2 protein-coding genes and 1 pseudogene are annotated in these 2,020 nt (G+C 49.0%); all 3 read left to right on the top strand.

The genetic code is table 11. From position 1 onward, the window contains the following. On the top strand, positions 1–616 hold a 616-nt coding region (locus Q0256_RS05615), incomplete at its 5' end, for an SAM-dependent methyltransferase (protein ID WP_297960928.1). Next, positions 616–942 carry a hypothetical protein gene (locus tag Q0256_RS05610; protein ID WP_297960925.1) on the top strand — a complete coding sequence of 109 codons (327 nt, stop codon included), beginning with the start codon at positions 616–618 and terminating at the stop codon, positions 940–942. The genes Q0256_RS05615 and Q0256_RS05610, both read left to right, overlap by 1 nt. Then, a pseudogene (locus Q0256_RS05605) lies at positions 935–1,279 on the top strand (RsmD family RNA methyltransferase); the annotation flags it as partial. The gene Q0256_RS05610 and the pseudogene Q0256_RS05605, both read left to right, overlap by 8 nt. Between the last annotated feature and the right edge of the window lie 741 nt (positions 1,280–2,020).

Genomic DNA, 2,020 nt, shown 5'->3' with positions numbered 1-2,020 from the left:
TACAAGCGCGCGCGAAGCGAAATTTAAAGATGCGATCTTTGTGGCAAATGAGCTTTTCGACGCCTTTAAATGCGAGGCGGTGGACGGCGAAAATATGCTTTTTATAAAGAGTGGTGCGGCAAAATTTGCTCCCATAAAAGAACGCGGAATTTTGACCCTCGCGCGCAGATTCGGCATCTCGAGCGGCGAAATCCCGATCGGATACTTTCGCTTCGCGCGCGAAATTTGCGCCAGCGCGCAGAGGTTTTATTTCATAGCCTTTGATTACGGACAGATGGGCTCTAGCGGCGATTTTAGCCTGCGAATTTACCGAAATCACGAAGTTTTTAGCTTCTTTGAGGTGCAAAACTTGAGCGATTTTTACGGCAAAAGCGATCTTACCTACGACGTAAATTTTGAAATTTTACGCGCGGCGTTTGAGGACGCGGGCGCCGTGACGGCGGATTTTAAAAGACAGATCGCGGCTTTGATGGACTTCGGCGCGGTCCAGCTTTTAGAGCTTTTTATGCAAAAAAGCGGCGAGAAGGGCTACCTGAACGCGCTTTTGCAGTTCAATCACCTGCGCGCGGAGTTTGGCGAGAAGTTTAAGATGATAAAATTTAAAAAGGGGCTTTGATGAAAGCTTTTATCGATTGCGACTGCGAAATTTTACAAAAGACGCTGGAGCTGTTTTTGAAGGACTGCGCTGCAAGTGCGCAGGATTGCGACTTTGTGATAAGCGATGAGCCGCAAAGCTCGGCAAAACCGCTATTTTTAATCGGCGAGGACGGAGATTTGACGCTCCCATTTTCAAAGAATACTCTGCTATCCAGGCTGGCGGATTTTCAAGGCGAGCTAAAGCGGGATTTTAGTGAATATGACACGGCGGAGGCCGAAATTTGCGCGCTATTTGATGAGTTTAAGGCAAGAATCATCGAAATTTTAAGAAGGCAAAATGGCTAAATTTTCCAAACCTGACGGCACGCTCTTTACGCAAATTTCAAGCGGCATTTATAGGGGCAAAAAGCTTTCTCTGCCCGCGCTTTCGAGCACGCGCAGCACGAAAAGCATCGTAAAAGGCTCGTTTTTCGATACGTGGCGAGCGGAGTTGCGCGGCGCGGCGTTTATCGAGTGCTTCGGCGGCAGCGGTGCGATGGCGCTTGAAGCGCTAAGTAACGGCGCGAAAAACGTTTATGCGATCGAAAAGGACGCCGCCGCGCATAAGATAATGCGGAAAAATTTCGAGCTTTTCGGGCTCGGCGCAAATGCGATTTTGGGCGATTGCTTCGAGCGACTACCCGAAATTTTTCACGAGCTGCAAGCGGGCACGAACGGACGCTCGGGCGCAAATTCGTTAAATTTAAGCGGCAAAAATTTAGACAAAAACCACGCTCTCGACGCCGCCTGCTGCGAAAATTTAAGTATCGAAAAAGAGGGCTGCCGCAAAAGCTTTAGCGGCGTAGAGCAGGGCGAGAACGGATACTGCGCCGCGCAAAGCATCGAAGCGGAAGGCGACACGCAAAGCGGCGTGAAAGATTTAGCAAAATGCGGTACGCGAAGCGATATATCGGGCAGCTCGCAAAATGGCGCACAGAGCGGCACAAATGCTGATTGCGCGGGCGTGGAGGGTTTTGACGGTTGTGCCCAGATTGGCGATTATGCGGGTGCTTCTAGTATAAAATATCGCGTGAATTCGCTAGCCACGGACGCCGCGAGCTTTAGCGAAAAGTTTGACGATAACTGCGCTTCTCAATACGACGCGAGCGGCACCGAGACCGCTAATTGCAACTTAAATTTAAGCTCAAAATGCAGCGAAAGCTCTAATTTTGGCATAAATCGCGGTGCGGGCTTAGACGTGAGCTGCGAAGAGAAAGAAATCTTAAATTTAGGCGAGAATTTTAACGCTAGCTACGGAGAAAATTTACATTCAAACGCAAATTTCATCTATGATTCAAGAAAAAATTCTACTGCGAATTCCATAGAAAATTCCGTCTTCGATCCTGCGCGCAGAGTGTTTGTCTATCTGGACCCGCCGTTTGCG

It is taken from the genome of uncultured Campylobacter sp., from assembly GCF_937949835.1.
Classification (GTDB): Bacteria; Campylobacterota; Campylobacteria; order Campylobacterales; family Campylobacteraceae; genus Campylobacter_B.
This window is presented reverse-complemented; position numbering and strand designations above follow the sequence as displayed.

Bases quoted from the DNA above. Each gene is read 5' to 3' on its own strand.
- Q0256_RS05610 (WP_297960925.1), top strand. From the start codon at position 616: ATGAAAGCTTTTATCGATTGCGACTGCGAAATTTTACAAAAGACGCTG.